The organism is Streptomyces sp. NPDC002386 (assembly GCF_053593175.1).
The window spans coordinates 88,762-110,311 of the sequence record NZ_JBSFBX010000020.1 but is presented as its reverse complement, the minus strand read 5'-3'; the positions used below and the strand labels follow the sequence as shown (position 1 = coordinate 110,311).

General features: G+C 69.5%; 21 protein-coding genes and 2 pseudogenes. 10 read left to right on the top strand and 13 right to left on the bottom strand.

Annotation, left to right across the window (positions count from 1 at the left end; translation table 11 throughout):
• Positions 1-486: 486 nt before the first annotated feature.
• Positions 487-1,608 carry a peptidoglycan-binding domain-containing protein gene (locus tag ACWCPN_RS31735; RefSeq protein WP_365128105.1) on the top strand — a complete coding sequence of 374 codons (1,122 nt, stop codon included), beginning with the start codon at positions 487-489 and terminating at the stop codon, positions 1,606-1,608.
• 178 nt (positions 1,609-1,786) lie between these two features.
• On the opposite strand, the gene ACWCPN_RS31730 is transcribed toward ACWCPN_RS31735, so the two are convergent.
• From ACWCPN_RS31730 to ACWCPN_RS31715, 4 genes are all read right to left on the bottom strand, one after another.
• Positions 1,787-2,632, bottom strand: a complete 846-nt coding sequence (locus ACWCPN_RS31730) for a DUF3626 domain-containing protein (protein ID WP_451213228.1) — start codon at positions 2,630-2,632, stop codon at positions 1,787-1,789.
• Entirely contained in the window at positions 2,622-2,792 is a 171-nt protein-coding gene (locus tag ACWCPN_RS31725; protein ID WP_451213225.1) for a Type 1 glutamine amidotransferase-like domain-containing protein, read from the bottom strand. The genes ACWCPN_RS31730 and ACWCPN_RS31725 overlap by 11 nt, the downstream gene beginning before the upstream one ends.
• A 74-nt stretch (positions 2,793-2,866) precedes the next feature.
• Positions 2,867-4,078, bottom strand: a complete 1,212-nt coding sequence (locus ACWCPN_RS31720; protein ID WP_451213223.1) for an MFS transporter — start codon at positions 4,076-4,078, stop codon at positions 2,867-2,869.
• 630 nt (positions 4,079-4,708) lie between these two features.
• Positions 4,709-5,182 (bottom strand): VOC family protein, encoded by a 474-nt coding sequence (locus tag ACWCPN_RS31715; RefSeq protein WP_451213220.1) that lies wholly within the window; start codon positions 5,180-5,182, stop codon positions 4,709-4,711.
• A gap of 420 nt (positions 5,183-5,602) precedes the next feature.
• On the opposite strand from ACWCPN_RS31715, the gene ACWCPN_RS31710 reads away from it, so the two are divergent.
• From ACWCPN_RS31710 to ACWCPN_RS31700, 3 genes are all read left to right on the top strand, one after another.
• Positions 5,603-5,782 carry a hypothetical protein gene (locus tag ACWCPN_RS31710; RefSeq protein WP_451213217.1) on the top strand — a complete coding sequence of 60 codons (180 nt, stop codon included), beginning with the start codon at positions 5,603-5,605 and terminating at the stop codon, positions 5,780-5,782.
• 250 nt (positions 5,783-6,032) lie between these two features.
• On the top strand, positions 6,033-6,590 hold the full coding sequence (locus ACWCPN_RS31705; RefSeq protein ID WP_451213215.1) for a thioredoxin family protein: 558 nt from the start codon (positions 6,033-6,035) through the stop codon (positions 6,588-6,590).
• A 110-nt stretch (positions 6,591-6,700) separates the two neighbouring features.
• A complete protein-coding gene (locus tag ACWCPN_RS31700) occupies positions 6,701-7,135 on the top strand; it encodes a hypothetical protein (protein ID WP_451213212.1) in 435 nt (144 codons plus the stop codon).
• 134 nt (positions 7,136-7,269) lie between these two features.
• Here ACWCPN_RS31700 and ACWCPN_RS31695 read toward each other — a convergent pair.
• The 3 genes and pseudogenes from ACWCPN_RS31695 to ACWCPN_RS31685 all read right to left on the bottom strand — a co-directional run bounded on the left by ACWCPN_RS31695 (position 7,270) and on the right by ACWCPN_RS31685 (position 9,043).
• A pseudogene (locus ACWCPN_RS31695) lies at positions 7,270-7,364 on the bottom strand.
• 198 nt (positions 7,365-7,562) lie between these two features.
• Complete coding sequence (locus ACWCPN_RS31690) at positions 7,563-8,762, bottom strand: cysteine desulfurase-like protein (protein WP_451213209.1); 1,200 nt, start codon at positions 8,760-8,762, stop codon at positions 7,563-7,565.
• On the bottom strand, positions 8,747-9,043 hold the full coding sequence (locus ACWCPN_RS31685) for a sigma factor (protein ID WP_451213294.1): 297 nt from the start codon (positions 9,041-9,043) through the stop codon (positions 8,747-8,749). The genes ACWCPN_RS31690 and ACWCPN_RS31685 overlap by 16 nt, the downstream gene beginning before the upstream one ends.
• 143 nt (positions 9,044-9,186) lie before the next feature.
• On the opposite strand from ACWCPN_RS31685, the gene ACWCPN_RS31680 reads away from it, so the two are divergent.
• On the top strand, positions 9,187-9,873 hold the full coding sequence (locus tag ACWCPN_RS31680) for a hypothetical protein (protein ID WP_451213291.1): 687 nt from the start codon (positions 9,187-9,189) through the stop codon (positions 9,871-9,873).
• A 154-nt stretch (positions 9,874-10,027) separates the two neighbouring features.
• A pseudogene (locus tag ACWCPN_RS31675) lies at positions 10,028-10,253 on the top strand (IS5/IS1182 family transposase); the annotation flags it as partial.
• A gap of 91 nt (positions 10,254-10,344) precedes the next feature.
• Here the strand turns inward: ACWCPN_RS31675 and ACWCPN_RS31670 are convergent.
• Both ACWCPN_RS31670 and ACWCPN_RS31665 read right to left on the bottom strand, forming a co-directional pair.
• The gene (locus ACWCPN_RS31670; protein WP_451213206.1) at positions 10,345-10,794 is read right to left on the bottom strand and encodes a hypothetical protein; all 450 of its coding nucleotides are present in this window, start codon (positions 10,792-10,794) and stop codon (positions 10,345-10,347) included.
• A gap of 393 nt (positions 10,795-11,187) precedes the next feature.
• Positions 11,188-11,754, bottom strand: coding sequence for a PadR family transcriptional regulator (locus ACWCPN_RS31665; RefSeq protein WP_451213203.1), 567 nt, complete (start codon positions 11,752-11,754; stop codon positions 11,188-11,190).
• Positions 11,755-11,867: 113 nt separating this feature from the next.
• Here ACWCPN_RS31665 and ACWCPN_RS31660 point away from each other — a divergent pair, with 113 nt between their 5' ends.
• Together ACWCPN_RS31660 and ACWCPN_RS31655 are read left to right on the top strand one after the other, a co-directional pair.
• Positions 11,868-12,788, top strand: a complete 921-nt coding sequence (locus ACWCPN_RS31660) for an alpha/beta hydrolase (protein ID WP_451213199.1) — start codon at positions 11,868-11,870, stop codon at positions 12,786-12,788.
• Positions 12,789-12,968: 180 nt separating this feature from the next.
• Complete coding sequence (locus tag ACWCPN_RS31655) at positions 12,969-13,430, top strand: hypothetical protein (RefSeq protein ID WP_451213196.1); 462 nt, start codon at positions 12,969-12,971, stop codon at positions 13,428-13,430.
• A 257-nt stretch (positions 13,431-13,687) separates the two neighbouring features.
• Here ACWCPN_RS31655 and ACWCPN_RS31650 read toward each other — a convergent pair whose 3' ends face one another.
• From ACWCPN_RS31650 to ACWCPN_RS31640, 3 genes are all read right to left on the bottom strand, one after another.
• Positions 13,688-16,486, bottom strand: coding sequence for a Pls/PosA family non-ribosomal peptide synthetase (locus ACWCPN_RS31650; protein ID WP_451213193.1), 2,799 nt, complete (start codon positions 16,484-16,486; stop codon positions 13,688-13,690).
• A gap of 350 nt (positions 16,487-16,836) precedes the next feature.
• The gene (locus ACWCPN_RS31645) at positions 16,837-17,403 is read right to left on the bottom strand and encodes a histidine phosphatase family protein (RefSeq protein WP_451213190.1); all 567 of its coding nucleotides are present in this window, start codon (positions 17,401-17,403) and stop codon (positions 16,837-16,839) included.
• Between the two features lie 383 nt (positions 17,404-17,786).
• A complete protein-coding gene (locus ACWCPN_RS31640) occupies positions 17,787-17,978 on the bottom strand; it encodes a hypothetical protein (RefSeq protein WP_451213187.1) in 192 nt (63 codons plus the stop codon).
• Positions 17,979-18,179: 201 nt separating this feature from the next.
• Here ACWCPN_RS31640 and ACWCPN_RS31635 point away from each other — a divergent pair, with 201 nt between their 5' ends.
• Positions 18,180-18,785 (top strand): TetR/AcrR family transcriptional regulator, encoded by a 606-nt coding sequence (locus ACWCPN_RS31635; RefSeq protein ID WP_451213184.1) that lies wholly within the window; start codon positions 18,180-18,182, stop codon positions 18,783-18,785.
• Positions 18,786-18,788: 3 nt separating this feature from the next.
• Here the strand turns inward: ACWCPN_RS31635 and ACWCPN_RS31630 are convergent, their stop codons facing one another.
• Positions 18,789-20,111: an MFS transporter gene (locus ACWCPN_RS31630; RefSeq protein ID WP_451213181.1), complete on the bottom strand. Its 1,323-nt coding sequence runs from the start codon at positions 20,109-20,111 to the stop codon at positions 18,789-18,791.
• 430 nt (positions 20,112-20,541) lie between these two features.
• Here ACWCPN_RS31630 and ACWCPN_RS31625 point away from each other — a divergent pair, with 430 nt between their 5' ends.
• Positions 20,542-21,465: a TauD/TfdA dioxygenase family protein gene (locus ACWCPN_RS31625; protein WP_451213178.1), complete on the top strand. Its 924-nt coding sequence runs from the start codon at positions 20,542-20,544 to the stop codon at positions 21,463-21,465.
• Positions 21,466-21,550 lie beyond the last annotated feature (85 nt).

Genomic DNA, 21,550 nt, shown 5'->3' with positions numbered 1-21,550 from the left:
GCTCTGCCTCCTCGGCGGTCTGACCGGGGTGGTCGAGTGCGCGAGGAGGGCACGCCACGCCCGCGCAGCGGGCCTACCCCAGCCATGGGTGCCGCCAGCCCTTCTGGTGTCGTACGCGGGGGCGGTGATGCTGACCTTGGTCGTGCCGGCGGTGCGGTGATCGTCCGCAGCCATGTGAACAGTCCGGACCCAGCCGGGCTCCGGCGCCCTGTTCCCGGAGCGGCGAGACTCACCTGGACATCAGCGGTGGACACGGCACCCCAAGAGGCACAAGCTGGACGTACAGCATGTCTTGCTGGAGAGGCGTCGTCAGATCGCGCCCGTGTGGTCGCGCGTAGCCGCCGATGCGCGGAACGCCTCCAGAACACCTTGAATTGTTCCTTGGCTCATACCACCCTGCGCCGCTCCCGGACGTCACCGGATGCCGACGTTCTTCTGCGGAACCCAGACCGCGTGCGCGGACCTGTGAAGCAAGGAGGTCGCGTGATGAGTATCGCCGTCGCACCGCGATTCGCGGACATCAGCCAGTTCGAGCAGTGTGTGAACGGTGCCCGCATGACGCCTGACGGTTTTGACGCCAACGGGGACCTCGTCGTCGACGAGTCGAACGACCCGATGGCCGTCGGAGCCATTCAGGGCGCGCTGCGAGATCTTGGTTACCCGTTGCTCACCACCTTCACTTACGACGACGCCACCACCGACACCGTGCGGCGGTTCAAAGTCGACCAGCAGCTTCCCGTCCCCCCGGGACTGCCGGCACACGACGGTGTTGTCGGTCCCGGAACCAGTGGCCGTCTCAACGCGCTGTTCACGCCCCAACCCGCCCCAGCCCCGCCGCCTCAGCCGGTGCCGGCGCCACCGGCGTTGCAAGCCTGGGAGCGTCTGATCAGCTTCCGCCCGTCGGGGCCCCTGCAGGCAGGCCTGAATGCGCGCTTCTCGCTGTTCGGCCCGTCTCGGGTGGTCCACGCCATCGAGGACGCGAAAGGCCCGGTCAGTCTCGACTACTACCCTGTACGGGTCGAAGCGTTGCCGACGGACGGCAGCAGCACCATGACGGCTGAGCAGTTGCTGGAGTTCGTGCGCCGTAACCTCAACGATTTCGTCGACGGCTCGCCGGACGGCTGCAACTTCCAGCCCTACGATCCCAACATCGACACCGCGGCCTGGCTGCCGCCGTTTCTGCCGACGGCGTTCACCGGCGCGGTCGTCTCCATCGACATGTTCTCCTCGGGCGTCAACGTCGATGACGGTTCGGTCGTCCTGTCGGACAACGGGCCCGACCACTGGGTGTTCTCCACCTTGTGGACGCCCGACGACGGCGGCCATCCCGTCAGCGGCAATCGAGAGTTCGGCTTCACACCAGGCTTGGCGGGTGAGTTCGTCTTCTACACCCGCGGCGCGGACCGTACGACGTCGTTCATCGACAGCGCCGCGGCGGCCACCGTCTTCGGCGCCGCGCATCAACTCTGGCTTTCCTTCCAACGCAGACTCGCCGGCTTCGTCAACGGCAACGGCGGTCGGGCCATCGTCGAGAGCCCCGACGTCAACCGCTACGACTGGCCAACGGTCCAGTCCACCTACCACCATCCGTCGACGCCGTGGCTCTAGTGGCAACACGTGGTGGCCGCGACAGGGGGCCGTCACGGGCGCGAAGGCGGGCGCGTCGCCGCCTGCCCGGCGGTGAGTTGGACGGTTCCGGAGGGCCGCAGTCGCGAGCCCCGGGCACATCAGCTCGGTCGGCTCCGGGTGGACCGGCGTACTTGCGGGCTGTTGACGGGCGCGGCTTTCAAGAGCCGCTGAGCTTCCCGAACCGGGCCAGGCAGTGCCAGACCTTCTTGAGGTCCTGGAGAGCGTAGCGGCCTGTTCGGGCAGCGTCCCCGATGATCCGGGGAGTGAGCCGGCCGCCGTCGGCGATCTCCGCTCCCAGGTCGACGTACTCCTGGCCCCGGTAACGCGGGTGGTGGCGCAGTTCGGCCACGCTGAGCCGGAAACCGGGATGCCATGCGACCGGGCAGGGCAGGCGTTGTGCCGCGTGTTCGACCGCTGTGCCGCGATAGCTGGGATCGAGCACCAGTGCCTCTACATCAACGTCGAACCGTACAGGGCCATGGATCTGTGCCTCGATGTGCCCGTCCAGAGGGTCCGTGTCCGCCGCCTCGGCAAGCTCGACGAGCGAGCATCGGTGGGCAACGCCGAAGGAAGACGGCTCGGCGGAGCTGTCCGGGTAGCAGAACGTAGCGCGCGTGAGGGCTTCGGGCGTGAGTCTGAAGAAGGAGGAGCCGAATCGTGGCGCACCGCCGACCGGATCGCGGCGGTAGTTCAACGCGCCGTAGACAGGACGCTCGGCGGGCGCGGCGTCGTCGTACGCGCCGGCGAAGATGCGGCTCTCCCAGTGCCAGCGGTCTCCACCTGGGTGAGCGGTCAGGCCGCCGTTGCTCGTTCCTGTGACGAACTGTGACCGGTAGACACCGTCGTCAGCCATCTGGATCAGGATGGGACGGTCCCTCGCGGGTCGGTCGGGATGGAAGTGCATCGTCACCCGCAGGTCCTCAGGGAGCGGCTTCCCGCTGGACGCTGCCGCGACATGCCGCAGAGCCCTGTCCTGGATCGAGACGGTGGCATCAGCAGCCATGGCAGGTCGCTCCGTCCGGCAACCGGCACGGCAGCGCTTTCTCGATCACCCCGTGAGTGTCGTCGGCCTGCCAGACCGCCGGCAGATTCACGGTGTGGCCACCGCCGACGTACACGACGTCCTGGTCGAGCAGGAATGCCCGCAGAGCCTCGACGTTCAAGAGGCCGGTCCGAGTGGCCCCGCCTGTCCGCTGGACGCGACGCCCCGCCGGGACGTGTAGAGGCCGCTCGTCTGTCAGTCCGCGGTGGTGACCGATGCCTTCCGCTCGGCCGGCGACGCCTGCGTGATCACTTCGGAGCGCCGCTGACCCCGGTCCATGACCCCGCCCGTGAAGGCCAGCCCCAGACCGGCCACGGCGAGCGCCACGCCGACCAGGTTGGGCGCGGCCCAGCCCCACCCGGCCGAGATGACCAAGCCGCCGAGCCAGGCACCACCTGCGTTGGCCAGGTTGAAGGCCGAGTGATTGGAGGCCGCCGCCATCGTCGGGGCGTCCTTTGCCTTGGCCATCAGCAGCATCTGGATGGGTGTGGTGATGAGGGAGCCCATCGCGCCGATGAAGGTGATCGTCACCAGGGCGGGGACGGTGCTGTGGACCGCGAAGAAGAAGGTCACCAGGGCCGCGGCCAGCAGGATGAGCCCCCAGTACATCGTCGGGCGCAGTGCGCGGTCGGTGAGCGGTCCGGCGATCAGGGTGCCCAGTGTCATGCCGACGCCGTACAGCGCGAGCACCCAGGTCGTCGACGAGTCGGAGATCCCGGTCAGGTGCGTGAGCATCGGGACGAGGTAGCTGTACACGGCGAAGAATCCACCGAAGCCCACGACCGCCGTGGCCAGACCGATGACGACCTGCTTGTTACCCATGGCCCGCAGCTCGTGCCGGATGCCGGACTGCTCCCCGCGGGGCTGGTGCGGGACGAACGCGGCCAGCGCGGCCAGCGCGATGAGGCCGATGACGGCGACCACGCCGTAGGCGGAGCGCCAGCCCAGATGCTGGCCGAGGGCCGTGGCGGCCGGAACCCCGACGATATTGGCGACGGTCAGTCCGAGGAACATCTTCGAGACGGCACGTGCCGCCCTGTCCGCAGCGACCAGCCGCGAGGCGACGACGGCGCCGACGCCGAACAGCGCGCCGTGCGGCAGGCCCGCCAGGAAACGGGCGGCGAAGAGCGTGCCGAAGTCGGGCGCCACAGCCGACGCGGTGTTGCCGATCACGAACAGTCCGGTCAGGAGCAGCAGCAAACGCTTGTGCGGTACACGCGCGCATATGCCCGTCAGCAGCGGTGCGCCCACGACGACACCGAGCGCGTACGCCGACACGACATTGCCGGCGTGCGGCACGGACACACCGATCCCGTCGGCGATCTGGGGCAGCAGCCCCATGGTGGCGAACTCGGTCGTGCCGATGCCGAACGCGACGACAGCCAGGGCCAGCAGAGCCAAGGGCATGGTGCAGGAGAACCTTTCGAAGACGACGGGCCGGGGACCAGTAGCGGGGCGGTGCGGTGCGGACTCGTCCGCGGTCTCCTCACCCGGTCGCGCCGGTCGTCCTGACCCGAAGCGCCCTGGGAAGAGGGTGAGCCCACAGGGGTGCAGCACTGGAGCGGAGGAATCCATTCCAAGATCGCCTGGCGATGTGCGGCATCGGGCTGCGCCCGGACACCCTGGCTGCGGCAGTCGGCCCCGGCCGGTGAGCAAGGATAGCCGCTACGACTGCGGCATCGATCCGGAGGGTCACCGTCCGGACGTGCTGTCGGCTGCCCTCCAGGCGTCACGCCGAGGCGGGAGCCAGTGGCCACCTTGGCCGCGGGCGATGAGCCGGCGTGTGAAGACGCCCGGGTATATCAGGGCATCGACCTGGCAGACGTGCCTTTGCCGCTCCAGGGAGACCGGCGAGCGGCCCGGCCGGGACGCGGCGATCACCCGGGGGCCGTCGGTGACGAGTTCCTGGTAGCGATCGTCGTCGATGGGTTCCTGCCGCGTGATCGTCACGCCTGCTGCGCCGCTGCGACGGACGGACCGAGGCCACCTGCCTGGTCGCGTGGCACGAGGGACGCATGCCGGACGAGGCGGCCTTCGTCAGGTTTCGGTGTCGACCCGCGCCAGGATGCCTTCGAGCAGCCCCGTGGCCTGGCCCACCTCGATGAGGTAGCCGTCCGGATCACGCATGTAGCACCGCAGCTCGGCGCGGCGGTCGATGGGCGGGGTGAGGAACTCGGCTCCCTTGGCGCTCGCCGTCGCGTAGAAGGCGTGGATGTCGGCCACCCGAACGTTCAGGAAGCTGGAGACGGTGTGGGGGTCCTCCGGCGTGCGCAGGACGACATCGGGTTTGTCGTCGGTGGGCCCGCCGCCCGGGTTCATGATGATCCAGCCGTTGGCGACCTTGACGATGCAGGGGTTCTCGTCCAGTACCACCCTCCCACCCAGTACCTCGGCGTAGAACGCCCGTGAGCGGGGGACGTCACTGACCGTGAGGAAGTGCGTGAGCACCAGGCCCTCGGCCGGTGCGGGAAGGTCGTCGGCCGTGGCGCCGGAAGACGTGACGTCGGACATGTGTCGAGCGTATGGCGCATACGGCCCTGCGGCACTCTCAGCCGGCCCGCCCCTCGACCGCGGCCCGTTCAGTGCCGCGGCGAAGCGGTACGACGTGGACGCCGCCTCGGCGGCGCGGAGCTGCTGTCCCTGGGCGGCCGAGTCCCCGGTGCGCCCGGTGTCCAGTCGACACCGGGGTCTCGGCCCGACCGGACCCTAGGGCGTCAGGCGTTTCCCGGGCAGCGCCCGCCTTTGCTCAACTGAGCCCTATGCGGGGCGACATGGCGAGGGCACCGCGTCCACCGGTTCGAGACGCGGGTGGGAGCCGGGCAGGTCAGGCAGACCGCCGGGGCGGTGGGGACGCCGGAGTCCGATGGTGGATCACCGACCCTGCCGTGCGCCCGTAGACTCACAAGCCGTTTGTGTAAACGGGGAAGGGACATGACAGTGAATCAGCAGGACCACATGCGGTACACCTGGGGCGATGCACCGATCTACGACAAACTCGTCGGGGAACGCGGCGATGTCCCGGCTGAGGTGAACGCCGAAGCCGCCCGCATCCTCAGGGAGGCGGATCGGAGCGTCGACTTCGGTCTGCGGCTGCCGTACACGGCGCCCTGAACCGTGCCATGAGTATCCACCCGAGGGCACGCGCCACGAAGCAGGCGGCGCCGCCTACGAGCCGCCAGAGCGATCGTGGCGCAGGGTCTCGCGGGTGGACACGAGGCCGGGCGAAAACCGGTGCGCCTGTCTGTCGAACGCGTGATTGGATCACCCGAGCGCATGCAGCACCCGAGCAGGCCGCGCACGGACGGGAACGGCCTCCGGGCCCGCGCAGGCCGACTTTGACGGAGAGACGACGAGGAGTCACGTGAGGCGTCACCTGTTCCCGGCCGCACTGCTGTCGGCCGGAACCGCTCTGCTGGCGCTCACCGGCTGTGCCGGTGAGCCCACCACATCCCACAAGACCCCTCCCTCCGCCACGGCCGCCCCCGCTACCCAGTCGGCGGCGCCCGCCACGCCCACGGCGTCCGCCGCCTCCGCGCACGGCTACGACCCGCACGCAGACGCCGCGGCGGAGATCAAGGCCGCTCTGAAGGCAGCGAAGAAGGACGGCCGGCCCGTCCTCGTCGACTTCGGCGCCGACTGGTGTCTGGACTGCCGTGTCCTGAGCGCCCGTTTCCAGGATCCCGGGCCGTCCGCGACGCTTGCCGGGTACCACGTGGTAACCGTCGACGTCGGCGAGTTCGATCACAATCTCGATGTGGCCGCGCGCTACGTGAACCTGCGGACGAGCGGCATACCGGCGCTGGCCGTTCTCGACCCTGCCTCCGGCAGGACCAAGGTGGCGACGGACCGGGGCGAGTTCGCCAACGCACGAACCATGTCGGCCGACCAGGTCGAGCGGTTCTTGAAGCGATGGGCATGATCGCCCGGCTCCGAGCGGGCGGAGCGACCACGAGTGTGGCACTCACGCTGGCGCTGGCCGCCCTTCCTCTCACCGGGTGCGCGGGGGTACACGAAAGCGGTTCTGCCGTCGTGGCCGCCCCCTTCTCGGCCGGTGGCGTGGCGGTGTCGGTCCGGGTGGAGTCCCGCGACAACGACTTGCGGGTCCTTGCCGACCTGCGGCCCGAGCGATCCGGCTTCCACCTGTACAGCCTGGCCCTTCCCGACGGCGGCGTCGACGGAATCGGCATCCCGACCCGCATCCGTGCCGCGGGGGCCCTGCGGCCCACGGGCCCGGCGACCACCGAGGCCCGGGAGCGCGTACTTCGCCCGGAGGGTCTCGGCGTCCGACTGCCGGTCTACCGGGATGGCCAGGTCACTCTCGAACTCCCCGTACGACGGGTCGAGGGCGGGGACCGTGACCGGGCGCGGGTGTTCCTCACCTACGGCGCGTGCAGCGAGCGCGAGGGGTGTCTGCTGCCCGTCCGCGACCGTGCCGTCACCCTGACTCTTCCGGCCGACGACTAGCGCGTGTCTCTCTGCTGGATTGGTCAATCAAGGGCGAGGGGCGTCTCTGTCATGGGACGAGCCTACGGGTGTCGTGCAATCGAGGGCTGATGCACGGCCCCTGACCGCGCGCACCGCCCCTGGAGGGGTTACGGCGGAGAGGGCAGGATTCGAACCTGCGTGGGCCCCGAAGGGCCCGACCGTGAGGCGAGCTCGCTGGTCCCCGATCAACCACTCCGGGCACCTCTCCCTGTTCCCGGCTGCGGATGCTGTCCGCTGCCGTTCACAGGAACAACTGTGGCAGGACCCGCTGACGGCCCGCTGACGGCGCCCTGACACGCTCGCGTCACCCGGCGTCCGGCGTCCGGCGTCCGGCGAACTGACGGTGCGCGGCCCGATGGACGCCATGGAGGATGCGAGCGTGCTGGTTGGTTGCGTCCGGGCCGGATCAGACGAATGTGGACAGGCCCTCGAGGAGCCGGTCCACGTCGTCGGCGGTGTTGTACGGCGCGAGGCCGGCTCGCAGTGCGGGGTCCGGCAGTTTGAGGGCGTTGAAGGGCTCGTACGCGTAGAACGAGCCGGCGGGGGCCACCACGCCGCGAGCGGCCAGGTGTGCCTGGGCTTGGCGGGCGTCCCGGTCGTCGAAGCTCATCAGCAGGGTCGGGGTGCGGTCCGCTGCCTTGGAGTGCAGGGTGACGGCGGCTCCGAGGGTTCGCAGACCCTCCTCCAGCCTGGTGCGCAGGGTCCGCTCGTGTGAGTGGAGGGAGCCCAGCGAGTGCGTGAGCTGCTCTCGACGCGTCGTCTGTGTACCGGGGTCGAGGGCGGTGAGGAAGTCCACGGCGGCGGTGGCGCCCGCCAGGATCTCGTAGGGCAGGGTGCCGAACTCGAAGCGCTCGGGCACCGCGTTGGACGACGGAACGAGTTTGTCGGGCTGGATCGTCTCGAGGAGTTCGGGGGAGCCTGCGAGCACGCCGCAGTGTGGTCCGAGGAACTTGTATGGGGAGCAGACGAACAGGTCCGCGCCCATGGCGGGCACGTCGACCAGGTGGTGGGCGGCGTAGTGCACGCCGTCCACGAACACGAGGGCGCCGGCCTCGTGCGCCAGGTCGGCGATCTGCCGGACGGGCGGCTGGGTGCCCAGGACGTTGGAAGCCGCGGTGAGGGCGACCAGACGCGTTCGCGCGGAGAGTGCCCGCCGGAAGGACCCGAGGTCGAGGTCGGTGGTGTCGGGATCGATCTCGATCCAGCGGACGGTCACGCCGGCGCGCTGGGCGGCCTGGACCCAGGGGCGGACGTTGCAGTCGTGGTCCAGACGGCTGAGGACGATCTCGTCGCCGCGCTTCCAGTCCTTGGCGAGATGACGGGAGAAGTCGTAGGTGAGCTGGGTGGCGCTGCGACCGTGGACGATGCCGTCGGCGGGCACGTTGAGCAGGTCCCCGTAGGCGGCCCGGAACGCCACCACCGTGTGTTCGGCGTTGAGTTCGGACGGGCTGGTGACGCCTCGGTTGGAGAGGGGGCCGGTCATGGTGGCGGTGATGGCGTCGGCGACGGGGCGGGGGGTCTGGGTGCCGCCGGGGCCGTCGAAGAAGGCGAGGCCGGTGTCGAGGGAGGGGAAGTGGGCTCGCAGAGCGTTCAGATCGATGGCCATGGCCTCAGCTTTCCGGGAGGGACAGCGGTCGCGCGGACGTTCGGCCTCAATGACGTGCGGCATTGGGGAGGGGCCGTCCAGTGTTGGTCGACGTTCCGCCACACCCGAACCATCGTCTCCCGCACGGCGTCCTCGGCCTCAGCATACGAGCCGAGCATGCGGTGGCAGTATCCGGTCAGTACGCTCCGATACCGCTCGGTCGCGTCCGTCGCGCTCTGTGCCCGGAGTTTCCCGCATCCCGCACGCCGTGCCCTCTCACGCCACGGCCTCTTCCCTTCGATTCCGCCGTACTACCGCGACGAAGTCGCACGGACACTGGGACGTGACGTACTTCGTCGCTGTCCCGATGGGCTCACCGCCCCCACCGTGCGTATATGGATCGCCTCGGCGTGTCGATCAGGCCATGATTTGCCGCGTGACAGAGATGGCGGACTCGGGTGTCGACGACGACCACGGGTGGACTGAGCGTTTGGCGTGGGCTTACGGCTTGATGGCACCGGCTCCTGCCGAACGCGCCGCTGCCCTTGATCGACTGACCGCTGCCCAGGAACAGGTCGAGTCCGCTCGTCTCAGGCTCATCAAGGCGTGGTTCCCGACCCCGCGGTTGCGGCGCAAGGCGCGGCACCGGGCAGCGGCGCAGAAGGCCTACGACCAGGCAGCGAGTCGCTGTCTGCCCGACGCGCTGTGGATCGGGCCGGGCTCCGGGGAGGTCAACACGGGGGCGAGGCTGCACTTCGCTCTGCTGTTCCTGGAATGGGAGGCCCGGTACCCGCAGGAGTGGACACGGCACGCGAAGGACTGGAGTGCGAAGGACGCTCTGATACGGAAGCTTGCCACCGTCAACCATGACGGCCAGGTGAGAGGGAAACTCATCGATCTGGTCGACCTCGCCGTCCGGCGGCCCTACCGGTGCAAGGATCGTGAGTACGTGCGCGTGGCCCGGGCGACAGATGGAGACGAACTGCGCGACAGGCTCCAGAGAGCTCATCGCTCGGGGGACTCGTGGGCAGAGCTCCAGGCGGGCTACGTTCTCTGGCTGCTGGACCATCCCGAGGTGCCGAACACGCGACATGTCTGGCGGACGTGGCTTGCCGGCACCCACGCCCGCTGATCCAGGGCGCACGCGTCCCGGACGATCCGCACTCACCTGCGACGGCGCGGTATCCGGGCAGTGATGCCACAGCCGCACCGACCAAGCCGCGAACCACAGGCGGCTCGGTCGGTGCGTCGACAAGATCAAGCAGTGGCACGGTTGCGCCACCCGATACCCCGAACCGAGCAACCAGCGGGCCAACCGCAGGCGCCGCGGCAGCAAGGCGGCCGACCCGCAGGGTTCGACCAGTCGATCTACCGCCGCCGCAACCAAGTCGAGCGGACCATCAACCGGCTCACGAATTTCCGGGCCGTCGCCGCACGCTTCGACAAGCGGGCGAACATCTTCCACGGGACGGTCCCGTGGCTGCTGTCCGCCTATGGCTCCGTACGCAGTAGAGCGCCCCGGCACCCGGGGGGGGGTGGCGCAATTCGCTGAGCACGAGCGCGTCGAAGCCCTGGCGTCCCGTACTGAACTGTCGAACTCGGTCTACCAGGGTGGGCGGGTGTCGCGGCGCGCCTCCGGGGTCTGCTCGGGCAGGGCCGTGTCCTGGTCGGTACGCAGCAGCATGCCCGGGTCGGGTTCGAAGTCCTCATTGGGCGGTGCCGGCTGGTGGAAACGCTCGGTGCGCGCAATGGTGACTTCCACCAGTCGGTCCTCATGGAACATCCATAGCCCGAAGCAGTGGTCGTCCTGGTCGCGGAGCAGAACTTGCACCGTATGCGGATGCGGCCACGCCAGCGACTCCAGGTGCTTGAGCAGGCCCTTGCGGGCACGCATCTTCTCGAACTCCAGGGCCCATCCGAACTCGTAGCCCCACTGCCCCGCTATCGGGACGAAGCGGCCTCGCCACGTGCGTTCTGGATCGTCCTGGGTCAGCGGCTCCATGACCTCGTCCGACCAGCGGGCGAGAACGATGACCTCGGCATCTCTACTCATGCCGGAGTATCACCGCATCCGCCTGATCCATCGCAACCACATTCCCCAACCGGCCGACGCAGGCAAGGGTTGGCGGATTGGTGACGAGCTCTCAGTGCCGGCGAGCCCGGCGACAGCGCCTCCCAAGAGGCCCAACTGCGCTTACGCCACGGCCCGATCAGCTCACACGACTCCTCGGACAGCCCCTAGGGGGCGTCGGGCGTCTCCCCGATCTTCGTGGATCAGGCCGGGTTCGCGGGCCCTGGCACCGCTCCCCCACCGCCGCGTCGTCGTCGGTTGCCTTGGCGCCCTCCTCCGCGTGCGATGCCCCCCAGGCCTACGTGATCGGGCACCACCGATACCGCCAGGCCCCACCGGTGGGCCTTCGAGGGCTCTAGGCCGCCCGAAGCATCACTAGACCGCTGCTTCGGATCCCGGGGCGCCGGTGCCGTTCGGGTCGGCTGCCAGGGATTCCCAGAACGTGACGTAGCTCTGCTCGTGCGCGATGCCGAGGGTCAGCAGGCGGATGCGCGCCGGGGTGTCCGGGGCGTGTGGGTCGAGGTGGGCGCGCATCTCACGGTAGCTGTCGAGCCATCCACGGTGCTGCGCCGCTTGGGCGTCGGCCAGTGCGGCAACCTGGCCGGCGGCGCCCAGGTCGGCGAAGGTCAGCTTGAGCAAGGCCGGGTTCCGGGTCTCCGGCTCGGGAGTGGTCGGGTCGGCGAGCCAGCTCCGCAGGGCCTCACGCCCAGCCGCAGTCAGATGGAAGACCCGGCGCCGACGGCCCTGTTCCTCGGCGTCCTCGCGCAGCAGACCCAGATCGGCCAGCCGGGGTGGATCGCGGTAGAGCTGGGCATGCGGGATCGGCCAGTAGTGGCCGACGGAGGACTCGACCCTGGCCTTCAGCTCGTATGGCGTCGTCGGCCCGTGCCGGGCGATCAGGCCGAGCACGACCAGCTGAGACGGCGTCAGGTCCTTCGCCACGGTGTCCGACCTCTCTCCTCACCAGCACTCGACCATTCAATTGACACCGTATCACTGTGACCATTAGCGTCGGCGCGCCGTGACCATATCAATGAGACTGTGGAGCGCCGACGATGCACCTGCACCCCGAGATAGCCGAAGTCCTCGACTGCGTCCCGCCTTTCGACCCGCTCGCCGACCCGGCCACCACCCGCGCCTACTTACGCGAACTGCTCGCCGCCAAGCCTCCGGCGCACGACCCCCGCATCGCCGTCGACCACCTCGCCCTCCCGGGCCCAGCCGGCGACATCACCCTCCGAATCTACCGGCCGGCCAAGCCGCTGGACGGCCCGCGCCCCGGCGTCCTCTACTTCCACGGCGGCGCCTTCATCTCCGGCGACCTCGACACCGGCGACGGAAACTGCCGCGACCTGTGCCTGGCCGCAGACGCGGTCGTCGTCTCCGTTGCCTACCGCCTCGCCCCCGAACACCCCTACCCCGCCGCCTTCGACGACTGCTACGAGGCCCTGCTCTGGACCGCCGCCAACGCCGAGCGTCTCGGATTGGACCCCACCCGCCTCGCCGTCGCCGGCCGTTCCGCTGGAGGCGCGCTCGCGGCGGCCGTCGCTCTCGCCGCCCGTGACCGCGGCGGCCCGCGCCTCGCATTCCAACTCCTGCTCGTCCCCGCCCTCGACGACCGCTGCGCACTGCCCTCGGTCGACGAGTGCATCGACGACCGGATCGTCGACGGCCGCGTCGTCCGCGGCATGTGGCCGCTGTACCTGGGCTCCGCCACCGCGGACCCGTACGCCGCCCCGGCGCGCGCCGAGGACCTCACCGACCTGCCGCCGGCCTACATCGAGATCTGCCAGGCCGACGCTCTGCGCGACGAGGCGATCGAGTACGGACGCCGCCTCATGGCCGTCGGCGTCCACACCGAGCTCCACGTCATCCCAGGCGCGTTCCACCTCTTCGAGGGCTACGCCCCCACCACCCGCCTGGCCCACCGCGCCACCGCCACCTGGACGTCAGCCATCGCCGCGGCCCTGGTCTGAGAAGGGATCACCGGATCGTTGGTCTGGGTGTGTCGTTGACTGACACCCAGTGGGCCCGCATCGAGCCATTGCTAGCGAGGTGATCCGAAGGAACCGCCCAGGGCCTGTTTCCTTCATGAGTCGAGCCACTGGTCGGAGCCCCCTGAGTGCTTGCGGCTTCAGGCGTGGAAGCCTGTCCACATGGACACATTCGCGGACCGACTCGAAGGCGGGTGGACGTGGTGGGACGCCGCCATTGAAAAAGCGCAGGAAGGGCGCTGGGTCCGTGACGCCGTGGAACGGCAAGTCATCAAGGACATCGCTGCCGCGACCAACCCTCTCCATGGTGGGCGGACGGCCCCGTTCACCGAGGACTCCTGGCACGTACGCATCGGGAGGATCGCGAACTGGGCCGGGGTGCTGCGGCTCGCAGCCCGGTCGGGCGGCTGGGTGCTCCAACCGGTCGCCGGACGCATCCCGTCAAACCCTGCCGGCATGTCGGAGCTGCTGTCCGGCATCTATGCGGTCGGCGAGCAGGGAGAAGCCTGGATGCAGCAGCTCCTGAAGGGCGAACTGCCACCAGAAGACGAGATCGCGAGGGCTGAGGGTTTCCTCACCGGGCCGGGGTCAATCGAGGACCTTGAGCTCTTCTTCTACGACTGAGAGGTCGTCCCCTTCATCGTCACCGCCGAGCCCAGATGAGGATGGCGGCCAGGTGGAGTGCGGCCTGCGGTGACCCGACCACGGATCGAATCGGCCGGCATCAGCGGCTCGATCCGGTCCCACATCGCATCAGTGATACCCAGTCGGACGGACACATCCGATCAATTGACCAACCGATCAAAGAGACACGCTCTAGTCCTGCGGCGCCCTTCTCGGCACCGTTCAGCCGCAGGTCGACCGCAGATCGGCCGGTCGGCCTACCGATCGCGAACGGTATCCGCCTCCTGGGCGGGATTGCCCTCCCACCGCGTCTCAGGGGGGACTTCCTCGCCCTTCATCAGGAAGGAGTCGGGGGCGAGTTGTGCCCGGTCGCCGATCGTGGTGCCGTAGTGCACGAGGGCTCCCACGCCGATGGTGACGCCCGCGCCGATCGTGGCGCGGTCCGACTTGAAGGTGCCGTCCTCCTGCGAGTGGCACTGGATGACGCTGCCCGCGTTGAGAGCGCTTCCGTCTCCGATGCTGACGAGGGTCCGCTCGGTGATGGCGCAGCCGTCGTCGAAGACCCGGCGTCCGATCCTGGCGCCCAGCAGTCGCCAGACCAGGACCTTGAACGGGGTGCCGTTGAAGGCCTGCACGTATTCGTGCGACGTCAGCTTCCAGTAGCGCTCGTGACCCCAGAAATCGGGATCGTAGATCGAGCAATACAGCGATCTGAGCGGACGGAATCCCGTGACGGCCCGCTCGATGAGGGCGAAGTAGAAGACGGTGAACAAGACGGTGAGCAGGCCCGCCAGCGCATAGACCGGCACCCCGAGCGTCGGGAAGAGCTCGACGGCGGTCATGGTGATGAGGACGAGAACGAAGAAGTGGAACCAGCGCGCCACCAGGTGCAGGCTCGCGGTGACCGCGTTGTGCCTGTTCTTGGCGGCGAGCCGGCGGCGCATTTCGGCACCCTGGGCGAGCTGGTCGAAGCGGGTGTCGCGCAGTACCGAGCGCGGGATCTGGAAGCTGGGTGAGCCGAGCAGTCCGACACCTTCGCGTACCGGGCCGTCGACGGGGACCATGGTCTTGGTCGCGAGCAGGCAGTTGTCGCCGGTCCGGCCGCCCGCGGGGTAGGCGATGCGGTTGCCGATGAAGTTGTTCGGCCCGATCGAGGTGCGGGACAGTCGGAAGGACGAGCTGGAGAAGTCGGCGTTGATGATGGAGAGTCCGTCGGCGACCATCGTCCCGGTGCCTACGGTGCTGAGGTACGGGGTGTCGTGCTTGACGAGCGAGCCGAAGTTCGAGCCGGTCTGTTCGACGTGGCACAGGTCGTAGCCCAGGCACCGCAGGTAGTGCACGATCGCGGAGCTGTCGCCGAAGAGTGTGGTGAAGAACCTGATGTTGGTCAGTCGAGTGATCGCCCGCTGGATGCTGTGGTGGAAGCCGTACAGCGGGTAGGTCCGGCCCGGCTCCATCGCCAGGCTGAGCAGCCGCGGGACTGTGCTCACCACCAGCAGTCCCGCGACGATGCCTCCGAAGAAGGCCACCAGGGACGCGGCCAGTGCCTCGACGTAGAACGCGGGACTGGTGAAGGCTTGGGGCCCCGGCGTGAACACCGCGTTGAGCTGCGGCACCGCCGTGAACACGAGGCTCACGCCGGCCAGCGCCAGGGGCAGGTACACCAGCAGCAGGGCCAGCAGTTCCGACAGGCTGTAGAGGACCCTGCGGAGGGGGCCGCACGCGGCGGGTCCGACGGTGCGGAAGTCGTTCGTCGTCGGCTCCGCCGGCGTCCCGTGCCACGATTCTCCGGCTGGAATCGCCTGCCCGGAGTGCAGGGAGGAGGCGTGTCCCAGTTGGCTGTGGTCGCCCATCGACGTGTTGATGTCGACGACGGCCTGGACGCCGACGGTCACGTCGGCGCCGAGGGTGACGGGGCCCGTCTCTATGCAGCCGTCGTGTGCGCGGTAGCAGGACAACAGCACGTCCTTGCGGACCACCGTGCCGTCACCGATGGTCAGGAGGTCGGTGCCGACCGGGACGGTCCGGGACAGGAAGGTGACGCCCTTTCCGATGTGCGCGCCGAGCGCTCTGAGGTACAGCACGTACAGCGGTGAACCGGTGAACAGACGTACCGGGCTGGTACGGATGAGGGTCTTGACGCACCAGAAGCGCAGGTAGGCGGGACTCCACAGGGGGATCCGGCGGGGAGCGAAGCGGCCGATGAGCATCCACTTGGCCGCGACGGGCAGCGCGCAGGCGCCGACCAGGAGCACCGCGCTGAACAGCACCGCCCTCACGTAGGTGCCCGCCGGCCCCTCGCCTTCCACGGTCCACTCGTAGCCGAGTACGGCGATCGTGGCGCCCAGAGAGGAGAAGACGAGGAACATCAGTAGCTGAGCCGTCCCGCACAGCGCGTGCCGCCATGGGCCGCACCGGGGCGCAGCCGACACGTCGGGGCGGGAGCCGCTCTCCGCGGGGACGCGGGAGTCGCCCTGTGACGGGGCCTGCGAGGACTGGGCGGCAGCGGGTGCTTCCGTGAACGCGTCGGCCAGGCTCCGGATCGTCGGGTACCGGTAGATGTCCTTCATCGACACCGACGGAAGGTCGTCCCGCTTCCGCACCCGGGCACAGAACTGCGCCATCACCAGCGAATCAGCACCCAGATCCGTGAAGAAGTCGCCATCAACCGACACCCGCTCGGCACGCAGCACGCCGGCCAGCACCTCCGCCATGGAGCCCTCTGTGCCGGTCGACGCATCCGTCGACGCCGTCACATCGGCTCGAGTGCCCGCAGACGCCCCAGGGGGAGCACTGGCGGTCACGGCTTCGGTCAGGCTCCGGATCGTCGGGTACCGGTAGATGTCCTTCATCGACACCGACGGAAGGTCGTCCCGCTTCCGCACCCGAGCGCAGAACTGCGCCATCACCAGCGAATCAGCACCCAGATCTGCGAAGAAGTCCCCATCCACCGGCACCCGCTCGGCACGCAGCACACCGGCCAGCACCTCCGCCAGTTGCGCCTCGGTGACTGTCGCCGCACTGGTCGTGCCTTTGGCAGTGGCGTCGGGGTGCATGTGCTCTCGCCTCCAGTCAGTCCGGTCCACTGTCCGGGGCCCGGGCATCGCCCCGTTGCTGTGTGTACGCGGTGGAGTGACAGCGGTCCTGCAACACGGCGTGTTGCTCGGTGCCGAACGCCCTCCCGCGCAATGGGCCGGCTCGGTTGTTCGGCCTTCGTCCTGGTCTGGGTATCCGTGGCTGGACACGGCGAACCGGCTTCGGCCGAAGAGCCGCCCCGCCCCGGCCTGGCCTGTCGAACGCAGGCGCACGGCCTGGGTGCGGAGCGCGCAGGCGGCGACGGCCCGCGATCGCAGAGGCGAGACACAGCCTCCCCGCTGTGCCGGGCCCGAATGCTTTCTCCCAGGGCCTACCCATGGCCGGCGAACATCGCCTCCCGGGTAGGACTTGATCGTTCCTCACCGCCCAGGCGGGCAACCGGCAGGGGTCGATCACCTGCGGTGGGCTGGGACATCGCCGAACGCGGGACCGGCCATGGGCGGCACTCAGCGACGGAGGCGTGGTCGAGCCGTACGTCCCAGCGGCCGTCGCGCGACGTGAGGGTGACTGCGGACCGGGGCGGCACATGGACATGCGGGAAGGTCCTTGCCGGTACGGCCAGAGCGTGGATGAGCGCGGCCCGGACGACGGCCGCTTCCGTGATGGCCAGTACGTGGCCCGTGCCGGGCGCCACTTCGCTCAGCCAGGACGCGATCCGGTCGCAGAGCTGACGTACGGACTCACCCTCGTGCGGTGCGGCATCGGGGTCGGTGAGCCAGGTGGTGAACCCGTCGGGGTCGCTTGCGGCGATGTCGCCGAGGGTGCGACCACACCACCTGCCAAGGTCCAGGTCCCGCAGCGCGGGCTCGGCCGCTGCCACCAGACCGAGGGCGTCGGCGGCCTGCGAACAGCGGAGGGAGGGGGCCCGGACAACCATGTCGGGCGGAGGTGGCCCTGCTCCCGTCACGCCTGCCTCACCTACGCTGCGGTCGCTGCGGGAGCGGTCACTGGGAAGCGGTTCCACGGCGGGGGCGCACAGAAATGTCAGGCGGATCATGGGACCGACCTCCTTCTGGGCCCGGTATGAGTCCGGTGACCGGAGTCCGGTGGCGTGAGACCGCTCGGGCAGCGCGGCATGGCACGGGCACGGGTGGCGCCGTGTCGTGACTCGTGAGCTCCAGGGTGCTCGCGAACGCGCTGCGGGAACATCCGCCAGATGACCGGAACCACCCCGCCAACCGGCCCGTGCGCCACTCCCCCAGCCAAGGCCACGGTGTCGACGACGCGGCGGGCCTGGCGTCGTCGACGGACCGATCCCCGCTATGGCATGGCAACCACCACGTACGCCATGCCGACGGCGACGGCCAGGCAACCGACGACGAGGGTCATCACGCCGATGCCCAGCAGTCCCGTCACACCGGCGATCGCTTTCCAACCGATCCGGGCCATCCGCTCAGCCTGCTCGGCTGCGTCCTCGTAGTCCCTGTCGTCGTACCAGTCCCGATTGGTCATGACACCCCTGCCCTGAAGCATAGACGGCACCGCCGTACCGCCTCCTCCCCCACCACCTCTCCGGCTCCCGTCCCATCCGCCGTCGACTCACACGCATGTGGAGCGAGCGGGCGGGGCCGGCCGCTGTGCGAGGCCAGGACCGAACGTCTCTTCGGCCGGTGCCCCGGGGGAGTGCCTCCGGGCACCCCGTATTCTCGGAGCATGGTCGGCGCACAGACACAGAGGGCCGAGCGGGGGCCGGGACGGCCGCGGCAGGAGCGGGTCACGGACGCCACCCTCGAGGCGGTGATCGAGCTCGTCACCGAGCACGGCGTGAAGGCGGTGACGATGGACGCCGTGGCCGCCCGCGCAGGGGTCAGCAAGCCCGCCATCTACCGGCGCTGGCCGTCCAAGCAGGCTCTGATCATCGCGGCGGCGGAATCGCGTATCGGGCCTCTGTCGGTGCCGGACCTGGGCGACATCCGGGCTGAGCTGCGCGAGGTGCTGACAGCGCGCCTGGCCGCCTACCGGTTGCCGGGTACGGCCCGGCTGCTGACGGAGCTGATGACCTCCGCGGCCGAGCCGGGAGGGCCCCGCGGTGAGTACGTGGACTACACGGAACGGCTGATGGCCGAGACGCGGCGCATTCTGCAGCGTGGCATCGCCCGTGGGGAGGTGCGTCCCGACGTCGACATCCGGTCGGCGGCCACGCTGGTGGCGGCGCCCCTGGTCTACCGCCTGCTGGCGGAGCGGGAACTGCCCAACGCGCTCTTCGTCGAGGACCTGGTGGACCTGGTCGTCCGTGCGGTCGGCAAGCCGGCCGGTTGATCTTCAGGGTGTCAGACGCCGGGCGTCGCGGGCCGGGTGGATCAGTGTGACAGCGGCCGTTCCCCCCAGCGCGAGCAGTGCGGCGGCGAGCAGCACGGCGTGCCGGTAGCCGTCGCTGCCCTGGGTGTCCACCAGGTGTCCCGTCAGGGCCGGGGCGATCAGGCCGGCCAGGGTGACCACGGCGTTCATCAGGCCGAGGGAGCCGCCGCGTCGACGGACCGGGACGAGTTCGGCGACCGAGGTAACCGCGACCGTCGACATCGCCCCGCACAGGCCGAAGCCGATGAGCAGGACCAGCACGGTGACCGGGCCGCGGCCGGCCTGCGGCAAAGCAGCACAGCCGAGCGCGGAGACGAGCAGCAGGATGCCGCCTGTGCGGCCGCGGGCCCAGCGGCTGCTCACACCGCGTCGCAGCAGCCAGCCGGTCAGTCCCGCCTGGCCCAGCAGCACCATGCCGTTGACCGCCCAAAGCGCGGCGACCAGGCCTGCCGCGGTGGTGGTGGAGTAGCCCAGGCCGTCGTGCAGGTAGGACGGCACCCACACCAGTGAGAGGGCGATCATCCAGTAGGTGCTGAAGTAGCCGATCGTGGCGCCGATCCAGGTCCTGGTGGCCAGGATGCGACGGTACGAGGGGGCCCGCGAGCCGTCTTCGTCGGCGCTGCCGGGGGCGGCCCCGCCGGAGTGGACGGTGTGCACCTCGGCTCCCGAGGTCCGGTCCCGACCCAGTAGCGCCCAGGCGGCCGCCCACACGACGCCGCCGAAGGCGACCGCCGCGAACGCCGAACGCCAGCCGTGGTGCTGGATCGTCCAGGTCAGCCCTGGCGCGGCGACCACCACGCCGAGGGTGATGCCGATACTGAGCAGAGCGCCGGGAAGGTTGCGGCGGTGGTTCGGGAACCATGCGAGGGCGGTGTGCTGGGCCACGGGAAAGGCGGGCCCCTCCGCCGCACCCAGCACGATCCGCGACGCGACCAGCGTGAGCAGCCCTCCGCCGAGGGCCATCGGGGCCTGGGCCGCGGACCAGAGCAGTGCCATGCCCAGCAGCAACCAGCGGGGCCGCAGCCGATCCGCCGACAGGCCGCCCACGGCGCCGCAGAGCGAGAAGAGCAGGAAGAACGCGCTGTTCGTCAGGCCGAATCCGGTCGCCGACAGGCCCAGGTCACGGCGGATCGGGTCGGCCGCCAGTCCGAGGACGGACTTGTCGGCGAAGTTGACCATCATGAAGACCACCAGCAACCCGGTGACGGTCCAGGCCTGCCGCCGGTGGCTGCGGCTCGCCCGGCCGGGGCGGGTCGGCGTGGCGGCGGTGAGTTCGGTGTCGGGCACGAGGACTCCGCGGAGGTGGCTGCGCTGGGGCAGGCATGGTTGGTGGGCAACCCGGGACAGGGGGCACCGACAGGTGGGGGCCCGAGGGCGCTCACCGGTCGACCTGGCAGAAAATCGTTACGTGAAGTATCGATACCGCCTGGCGTGACGACAAGACCTGTTCACCGCGAATGTCACGAGGGTGCGCGAGGGCTTGCCGCGAGGCCGCTCGTCCGGTGTCGAGAGCTTCAGGGCAGCTTGCCGATACGGCTATATGCTTGCTGCTACTCCCACCACCGCACCGCAGGCGTGGCACTCCGGCGACCGGACCCTCGGATGACGCACCCCTGCGGCGACGCGGCGAACTGGTCATGGAGAAGCCCTTGCCGCAACCTCGTCAGATATCGATACTTTCGGTAACGATTTCTCGGATGCGAGCGTGGAGGGCCACATGGAGACCGCCGGAACCGACAAGAACCCCCTGCTGGAGAAGCCGCTGATCCACTTCGGCAGGCGTGTGCTGGAGCGGACCACGCCGGGCACGCCTCAGGTCGGGTACCGACTGCTGGAGATCACCCCGATGACCCCGCACATCGGTGCGGAGATCGGCGGTGTGGACCTGTCCCGGCCGATCGGCGAGGCACTCGCCGAGGAGCTGCGGCAGGCGCTGCTCGAATGGAAGGTCATCTTCTTCCGCGACCAGCGCGAGTTCGGCGTCGACGCCCACCTGGCCCTGTCCGCGGTGTGGGGGGAGCCGGAACCCAATCCGTTCTTCCCCAAGGGCGACACCGCCGGTGTCTCACGACTGGCGAAGGACGCGGCAGCCATCGGCCAGGAGAACATCTGGCACAGCGACCACTCCTTCATGGCCGCGCCCGCCCTGGGATCGGTGCTCCGCGCGGTCGAGGTCCCGTCATCCGGCGGAGACACCATGTGGGCCGACATGGGCGCCGCCTACGACAACCTCAGCGACGCGATGAAGCGGCGCGTCGAGGGCCTGACAGCCGTGCACGACTGGGAGCCGACCTGGGGTACGTTCATGACCCCGGAGCAGATCGGGGCGCTGCGCCAGTCCCTGCCTCCGGTGGAACACCCCGTAGTCGTGCGGCACCCGCGCACCGGACGCAGGACCCTGTACGTCAACGAGCCGTTCACCACCCGCATCGTGGGACTGCCCGAGGACGAGAGCCGGGAAATGCTCCACGAGCTCGGGCTCCAGGCACGGATCCCCGAGTTCCAGGTGCGGTTCCGCTGGCAGCCCGACTCGATCGCGATCTGGGACAACATCGCCGTCCAGCACTACGCCATCAACGACTACCACCCCCGGCGTCGAGTGATGGAGCGCATCGCCATCGCCGGCGTCCCGCTGTCCTGAGGCGGCCGTGCACTCGGCGCCGCGACCTCCGGCGCCGAGTCGCCCGATCACCTCTTCCTCGCTCCGCTGGTCAGCCCCGTCAGGA

Bases quoted from the DNA above. Each gene is read 5' to 3' on its own strand.
- ACWCPN_RS31735 (WP_365128105.1), top strand. From the start codon at position 487: ATGAGTATCGCCGTCGCACCGCGATTCGCGGACATCAGCCAGTTCGAG.
- ACWCPN_RS31730 (WP_451213228.1), bottom strand. From the start codon at position 2,632: ATGGCTGCTGATGCCACCGTCTCGATCCAGGACAGGGCTCTGCGGCAT.
- ACWCPN_RS31720 (WP_451213223.1), bottom strand. From the start codon at position 4,078: ATGCCCTTGGCTCTGCTGGCCCTGGCTGTCGTCGCGTTCGGCATCGGC.
- ACWCPN_RS31715 (WP_451213220.1), bottom strand. From the start codon at position 5,182: ATGTCCGACGTCACGTCTTCCGGCGCCACGGCCGACGACCTTCCCGCA.
- ACWCPN_RS31710 (WP_451213217.1), top strand. From the start codon at position 5,603: ATGACAGTGAATCAGCAGGACCACATGCGGTACACCTGGGGCGATGCA.
- ACWCPN_RS31690 (WP_451213209.1), bottom strand. From the start codon at position 8,762: ATGGCCATCGATCTGAACGCTCTGCGAGCCCACTTCCCCTCCCTCGAC.
- ACWCPN_RS31680 (WP_451213291.1), top strand. From the start codon at position 9,187: ATGGCGGACTCGGGTGTCGACGACGACCACGGGTGGACTGAGCGTTTG.
- ACWCPN_RS31670 (WP_451213206.1), bottom strand. From the start codon at position 10,794: ATGAGTAGAGATGCCGAGGTCATCGTTCTCGCCCGCTGGTCGGACGAG.
- ACWCPN_RS31660 (WP_451213199.1), top strand. From the start codon at position 11,868: ATGCACCTGCACCCCGAGATAGCCGAAGTCCTCGACTGCGTCCCGCCT.
- ACWCPN_RS31655 (WP_451213196.1), top strand. From the start codon at position 12,969: ATGGACACATTCGCGGACCGACTCGAAGGCGGGTGGACGTGGTGGGAC.
- ACWCPN_RS31650 (WP_451213193.1), bottom strand. From the start codon at position 16,486: ATGCACCCCGACGCCACTGCCAAAGGCACGACCAGTGCGGCGACAGTC.
- ACWCPN_RS31645 (WP_451213190.1), bottom strand. From the start codon at position 17,403: ATGGTTGTCCGGGCCCCCTCCCTCCGCTGTTCGCAGGCCGCCGACGCC.
- ACWCPN_RS31640 (WP_451213187.1), bottom strand. From the start codon at position 17,978: ATGACCAATCGGGACTGGTACGACGACAGGGACTACGAGGACGCAGCC.
- ACWCPN_RS31635 (WP_451213184.1), top strand. From the start codon at position 18,180: ATGGTCGGCGCACAGACACAGAGGGCCGAGCGGGGGCCGGGACGGCCG.
- ACWCPN_RS31625 (WP_451213178.1), top strand. From the start codon at position 20,542: ATGGAGACCGCCGGAACCGACAAGAACCCCCTGCTGGAGAAGCCGCTG.